A 7,267-nucleotide genomic window follows, 5' to 3' on the forward strand; every position below is an offset into this window, starting at 1 on the left:
TGAGGATAAAGAAAATGCTTGCAGATGGATTTTCCCTCAGCCACAAAAAAGACTATCACAAAGAATATCGTGTCTATCGCATTATGAATGTGATGTCACTGCTTTTCTCAACGGCAATTTTGGTTACAGCTCTTTTAACCCTGACAACCGACTGGAGGAAAAGTACCGTAGATGTAACAAAACCTTTGCCATATCTGTCGCTGGATTTGATTGAGCAAAGCAAAGAGTTTGATTGGGCAGATCCATATCCTACCTATCAATCCAACGTGGATTATAATAACTTTGTGGATTACACATGGACTCCCTTGGTGCCGGAGCATTATGAAATCCACCAAGTAGGTGCGGAACAATCCCACATGTGGTCTGACGGTAGCGGCTACTACAAGCCAAGTGCCACAACCGAGTATTACCGACTTACGTTTTCTTCCTTCGCACCGGCACTACTGGATGAGCTTATGAATTTGCATTTGTTGGAGGGGGAAACCTACACTTTCACGGAGCCAGATGCCTTCGATCGAACCGTGCTAGCGGTGAATGACAGCATGAGTCATCTTTTTGTCCAGCGGGGCAATCAGGTGATTTACATTCGATATCATGGCTATGCTGATTTAGATGAAAGAATCGAATTGCTTGCCAATGTACTATCCTCTCAATGATCTCAAAATAGTCCAGTCAATTCTTGCATAAAGACGGTGAGGAGAATTTGAACGCTTGGTAAACAAATTTATATTATATGACATACTGTTGTCAACTTTAATTTGATACAATGGCATTATTAGATATAATACTTTTAACTAAGTAATAAGAAAGGATACTAAAATGGCTTTTGATTTTAAAAAGGAATACAAAGAATTTTATATGCCCAAAAACAAACCTTCCATAATCAATATACCTAAGATGACCTATATTGCAGTCCGTGGTAAAGGAAATCCTAATGATAAAGATGGCGAATATCAAGTTGCAGTTGGACTTTTATATGGTGTTGCTTATACGCTAAAAATGAGTTATAAAAGCGATTACAAAATTAACGGATTCTTTGAGTATGTTGTGCCTCCTCTTGAAGGATTTTGGTGGCAAGATGGTATAGAAGGTGTAAGTTATGCCAACAAAGACTCATTCAACTGGATATCCGTTATTCGATTACCTGATTTCGTAACTGAAAAGGATTTTGAGTGGGCAGTAGCAACTGCTACTAAGAAGAAAAACGATAATTTTTCTAATGTAGAATTTTTTTCTTATGATGAGGGATTATGTGTTCAATGTATGCATATCGGATCTTATGATGATGAACCTGCAACGGTATCACAAATGGAGAAATTCGCCGTTGAAAACGGCTATTCGATTGATATAACATCTGAAAGGTTACACCACGAAATATATTTAAGTGACCCTCGTAAAGCAGACATTTCTAAAATGAAAACAGCAATTCGTCACCCAATCAAATGAGCAAATGCCTTAGAACCATATCCCGAATATCTATTACTGATTATTTAGAGGATCTGCTGATGGGCAAAACTTCAGAGGATGTAGGAGAATTTCATTTTTGGAAATTGGTATTTATCAGGTAAAACCAGATAAAACGGAAGCGTTTGAAGCTATTACGAAAGATGCTATTGAAATAATTTAAGCAATGGAAGGTTGCCAATATCTTTAACTTATACCGCGTACACACTATATAAAGGATATGAAAACTATTAAAGATGGACTTCAACCTGATAAACTTACTCGAATTGTGAAATGTGTTGATAATAGGCAGTACATTTCCTCAAACGGTGGTTTACGGAAAGAACACCCATCGTTTTAACATTCGCCGGAGACGCCGGGGGGATAAACATAGCTTCAACAATGTTAGGATTATCAACATTCCCAAGGTTCGTAACGCTGTGACCGTTTCGTTTTTTATACCCAAGAATCAACGACCCAACAAACTTTCCCGCTTCGCTCTCAAAGCCACCCATTACTGAAATTGCAGCAGCGTCAATCAGTTCTGGTTTCATATGGAGATAACAGGCAAGAATCATCATGAGCTTTTTTGGATCGCCTATGTTCTTTTTCACTTTTTCCGAAACCAACTTCGCTGTGAACTCAATATCTTCGGATTGATTTGAAACCTCAATTGCAGTTGCAGAAGCATAATTGCCCAGCGCACCTGATTGGTAGCGGGAAAAATGCTTGCGTATATCCACTGCGATCACAACCCGGCTGGTTTTTTCCCTGCACATCATCTCGGCAACAAGATAGTCATTCAAAGAGAGACTTTGCTCATGGCATTTTTTCAGAACTTCTTCGGTCTTTGCTGTACCCCACGCTTCCTCAATATAAGAAACCGAATTGTTTGCAATAAATTCTCTCTCGAATCTCCTATAATCCTCATAATTGACGGTACGCTTCTCATTTTTCCATTTGCGGTTTGTATATCCTATCATCAGTTTACTGATTGTGGAAAGCTGGCTGCCTTTAGGAAGTTCATCAATAGACATAATCAAATTTTCTTCTGCATGTGTAGGCTTTTTCCCGGATATATAGCAATCTGCAAATTCACATACCAAACCCAATATGCTGCGTCCGTCACCCAAAAGATGATGAGCAATAAACATCACTTCAAATTCTTCATCTCCTGGATATAGAACTATCTTCAGAAGGCATTCGTGAAAAGCATCCCAGCCGCATCTTGTTATATCGTTGTAATCATTAGACCATAGAGAAGAATTGTCTTTTTCAAAGACTGGGGCTTGCAATTCTTCGCACCAGCAATAATACAGTTTTCCACTTTTCCCTTCTCTGGCAACCCTGCATTTTAAAAATGGGTGTGCCGATGCCAGCATCCGAAGCGCTTCTTGCACTTTTCCTTTGTCGTATCCGGCGGCGATTTTTGCCTTGATACCAAAGTGCATATTGGGACACATCAGATGCGCCCGTTCGGTCAGTATATATTGCCTCATAATTGATACCTCGCTTAATCTTCCAATATGTCGTATGGAATTTGTAATGTTCTGCATATGAGTTCCATCGTTTCTTGTACTCTAATTTCAGGTGGCAAAGCAAAAAATGTCTTATCATGCACCAAGCCACTAATCCCTTTTAGGAGGAAAGAAGCAAGATACTCTTTACCATAACCGTCGTCGTTGCCTGCCGCTTGCAGCAAGCCATGTATCATCGATTGGAAAGCAGGTAGCATGGCTTCTAAAGTCTGATCATGCAGAGCATACAATATCGACCAGTGAATAGATCCATTCGCTAATTGAGATAATTCCTCCATACTGCTAGCATAACAATCATAAAGCTGCTCAAGCATGAATCGAGGGGTGGCATGATTGGTCACTATGGCTGAAATTTTTTCGCCGCTCTTTTTGAAAAAAAACTCAACCGATTTGTCAAATACTTCTTGTTTGGAATTAAAGTAGTGATAAAACATACCAACCTCACCGTTGACATGTTCTAATATCATTCGAATTGAAGTTGCTTCATACCCATTCCTTAAGAATAATTCTAAAGCGGCATTTAGAATTTCATCTCGTTTGCCGCCCTCTAATACAGCTTTTCTTGACATAGTAACTCTCCCTATAATAAACAGAATATTGTTCTGTTTATTATAGTTATTTCAATCCCGCTTGTCAATTGATTTCAAAAGCCATAACAGCTATAACAGGGAAAAAACACCTTTTTCTCGAAATTAAACCACTACACTTTTGTATCTGTGTGGTGGCACTTGCTTTTTCTAACCCGAGTATAGTCCAGAGTATCTCTGTACAAGGTCGTTCGTTGGCTTTTTTGCTGTTGCATAAATAATTATAGGTAGTCATTGTTTATGTTAATATGTAATATAAACAGCTAATTATATTTGACAATACAAATTATTTTTTCAATTTTGTAACGAAAACCCAACTCATTAGTTATTAAAGTGAAAGGAGATTGAATTGTGGAAATAGAAAACCTATATGATTTGTATTTTAAAGATGTATATATTTATATTTATGGAATAACAAAAAATAAATCTGTTGCAGAAGATATTACACAAGATACATTTTTAAAAGCACTAAAAAACATTGGAAAATTTGATGGCTCAAAGGATATTCGTGCCTGGTTATTCACCATTGCTAAAAACACCTATTATACGCATTACAACCGTCAAAAGATTTTTACATCGGTTGAGGATACTTTTAACTACCAAGAAAACATCTCAACTAATATTGTTGATGATATGATTGCAAATGATGAAAATATCATGATACACCAATTCATCCATTTGCTAAACGAACCATATAAAGAAGTTTTTCTTTTAAGATTTTATGCTGATTTTTCTTTTAAAAAAATAGCTACAATTTGTGGCAAAGGCGAAAGTTGGGCAAGGGTTACTTATTATAGAGCGAAAAAACAAATATTACAAAAAATGGAGGGTACCTTTTATGAGTAAGATTGATTGTTACATAATTAAAGATTTACTACCTTTATATGTTGATGAAGTTGTCAGCACTCAGACAAAAAATGCAATAGAAGAACATATTTTAGCATGTAACGACTGTCAAAAAGAATTAAACATATTGAAAAAAGAGATTAACACAGCTCATTTACCTAGTGAGTTTGCAAAAGGAGGAGAACCTATAATGAAGATTAGAAAACACATTCACAGAAATTATTGTATAATTGCTATAATGATAATATCTATCCTATTTATAGGATCATTTTGTGGTGTGTCTTATTTAAGAAATAATGTTAAAGCAATAGCATTTAATAACAACATAGAAGTAAATTTAGATAATGGAAACATTATTGCCGAGATAGAAGGCACGTCAATTCATTCCTCACATATTGTGAACATTCCTGTAAATGGAGAAGAAACAGAATTCTATACTTTTTTCTTTGTTGAGAGTTCTAATTGGGATAACCTTATTTCAAAAAAATCAACACTTTCCAAAGTAACTATTGCCTATAATGATAAAGGGGCAGAAAATATATCTAAAATATATTATTATACCGGAGAATATGATGATATCACCAATATGTCAGTTGATGAATTGCAATTAATTATTTCAAACTCGACTCTGTTATGGCAAAGATAAGAATTATTCAAACAGGGCACTGTGCTTCTTAATTATTACGGTTTTTATTGTTTTTAAGAGGAATTATCTGTCCCTGCCTGCCACTGTACCCCCAAAATAGTTCAATCTTTTTTTGATAAACACCGTGAAGCGTTCCTTACTTGTCTTCACAAATTTGTTTTGATATATGCTCTATTCAATCCTCTGTTTCCAACTTCATCGTATCCCCTTACACTTAAACCGTTTAAATCTGTTAATACAACCAGTGAATTCATAATCGCTTTATAGGCGCCGATTCTGTCTGAAAGTTTTCCCAGAATCAGTCTATCAACATTTTTAACGATTTAATCAATAATCTCATTTTGCACTCCCGGATTGTTACTGTTGGGAAAGAACTAATCGAACTACACGCAAAGGAATTTGGTATTCTTCTATATCTTGCCAAAAATCAGGGGAAAATTCAGATTCCAATTTAAGGAAAAATAGCGTCCGAAGTCCACGTAAACGCGAACACAGTTCAGCATGGCATAGTTCTTTTTTGGTATATTGTTTCCATATCTATTACAAGGGCCTCTTTACGACAGATTGAAAAAATGAAGTTCTTTCATGAAACTATTCCATCAATACCTGTATTTCAGAATGACTTTAACATGTCATTTTTCGTTTTAGCATATAAAGAGAGCTGTTGCAATTCTAACCAATGTGTTAGTTTCGCAACAGCCCTTTTCCTTTGAAAAGTAACAAATTTCAAAGTTCTTACATGCAATTATTACTATTCTTAATTATCCCATTTGTCTCTAATCACATTCGAAACTTAATGGTTGTTTATCTTACTTTGCAACTGTCTCTACAAATCGTTTCAAAATTGTTGCAACCTCTGCACGTGTAGCAGTATCCTGTGGAGCAAAACTGCCGTCCTTACGTCCAGCAACAATTTTGTTTTCTTGGCAGTATTTTACAGAGTCCATTGCCCATGCATCAATCTTATCGAAATCAACAAATTCCAATTCTGTATCAGAAGATCCTTCGGAAACCTTAAGGCACTCCGCAAAACGATAAAGAATTGCTGCCATTTCTTCACGTGTTATTTTGCGATTGGGATCAAATTTGTTTCCTCCCACGCCTTTTATTATCTCGTTCTTTTCTGCCCAACTTACGTAAGTGCTATAATACACATTTTTGGGAACATCTGAGAACGTATTACCCGTTGCTGTGATCTTGCCATAGCTGCGCTCATACAATCTGCCGATAACAGTAGCAAACATAGCACGTGTCATACCGCTATTAGGCGAGAAAGTGTTGGGGTCGGTTCCAACAAAAATTTCACGCTGGGTGATAAATTCAATGTTGGACTTTGCCCAATGACCACTAATATCGTTGAAATCCTTAGAATTCTGTGTAAACTGTACCGTTTCTCCTTCTGGAGCCATATATTCCATGGTACCTGATACATCAGAAGCAAAGCCGATAAATACTTTTTTATCGTTGCTGTCAAGATAATAGGGCAAACCTTCCGCCTTTTCCACCTTTTCCACCTTTTTCGCCTTTTCCTCCTTTTCCGTCGCAAAAACTACTTTGATGGTATGGGTCGCATCCATGTTTTTGAAGGTATAGCTGTCTACAGCACCCACACTTTTTCCATCAATCAGAACATCGGAAATAATATAACCTTCCTTTGGTTTAAAGGTAAAGGTCTTGTCTTTTCCTTTTTCCACGCTAACACTGCCAGAAGGACTAATGCTGCCACCATTACTTTCCTTCACAGTGATGGTATAGCTCTGGGTTGTAGGCGTAGCTGTTGATGATGACTTTTTCTTTTTATCCTTATAACCAATTGCATAAGTACTAAAGAATTTTGCGTGTAACGTCAAATAAGTCTTATCCCCACTAATTTCAATATATTCATTATTGGCATTTCGTGTGGTTGTAATTTTATCGACCTTAACACCAGTGGTACCGCCGTAATCATGGGTACGGTATACTGTGTATTCATACTTACCCTGAAGCTCTTCGGGGAGAGGAATCATCAAGGTTAGGGCATCATCAAGGGATGTAATCTGGCTTTGATCTGCAACTCCTCCACTGGTATCTGTAACCGTTTTTTCGATATTAACATCCAGCATAATTCCAGACTTATAGCCGTGTGTGCTCATCTGTGCAGATACGATTTCTTTTTCCGAAGCATTATCATCTTTCTGTACAGTCAGGCGGATTTCTATTGTTCCACC

7 protein-coding genes are annotated in these 7,267 nt (G+C 36.9%); 4 read left to right on the forward strand and 3 right to left on the reverse strand.

Going from position 1 to position 7,267, the window contains the following annotated elements; translation table 11 throughout:
- The coding region (locus RTK36_RS10120; protein WP_312046772.1) for a hypothetical protein at positions 1 to 656 on the forward strand (656 nt) is incomplete at its 5' end.
- 163 nt (positions 657 to 819) lie between these two features.
- Positions 820 to 1,446 carry a GyrI-like domain-containing protein gene (locus tag RTK36_RS10125; protein ID WP_312046773.1) on the forward strand — a complete coding sequence of 209 codons (627 nt, stop codon included), beginning with the start codon at positions 820 to 822 and terminating at the stop codon, positions 1,444 to 1,446.
- 275 nt (positions 1,447 to 1,721) lie between these two features.
- Here RTK36_RS10125 and RTK36_RS10130 read toward each other — a convergent pair whose 3' ends face one another.
- A complete protein-coding gene (locus RTK36_RS10130) occupies positions 1,722 to 2,942 on the reverse strand; it encodes a hypothetical protein (protein WP_312046775.1) in 1,221 nt (406 codons plus the stop codon).
- A gap of 14 nt (positions 2,943 to 2,956) precedes the next feature.
- On the reverse strand, positions 2,957 to 3,550 hold the full coding sequence (locus tag RTK36_RS10135) for a TetR/AcrR family transcriptional regulator (RefSeq protein WP_312046777.1): 594 nt from the start codon (positions 3,548 to 3,550) through the stop codon (positions 2,957 to 2,959).
- Between the two features lie 369 nt (positions 3,551 to 3,919).
- On the opposite strand from RTK36_RS10135, the gene RTK36_RS10140 reads away from it, so the two are divergent.
- A complete protein-coding gene (locus RTK36_RS10140; protein ID WP_312046778.1) occupies positions 3,920 to 4,414 on the forward strand; it encodes an RNA polymerase sigma factor in 495 nt (164 codons plus the stop codon).
- Positions 4,407 to 5,060: a zf-HC2 domain-containing protein gene (locus tag RTK36_RS10145; protein WP_312046781.1), complete on the forward strand. Its 654-nt coding sequence runs from the start codon at positions 4,407 to 4,409 to the stop codon at positions 5,058 to 5,060. The genes RTK36_RS10140 and RTK36_RS10145 overlap by 8 nt, the downstream gene beginning before the upstream one ends.
- Before the next feature lie 809 nt (positions 5,061 to 5,869).
- Here RTK36_RS10145 and RTK36_RS10150 read toward each other — a convergent pair.
- The coding region (locus RTK36_RS10150; protein ID WP_312046783.1) for an S-layer homology domain-containing protein at positions 5,870 to 7,267 on the reverse strand (1,398 nt) is incomplete at its 5' end.

Origin of the sequence: Anaerotignum sp. (assembly GCF_031981185.1) — a bacterium.
Lineage (GTDB): Bacteria > Bacillota > Clostridia > Lachnospirales > Anaerotignaceae > Chakrabartyella.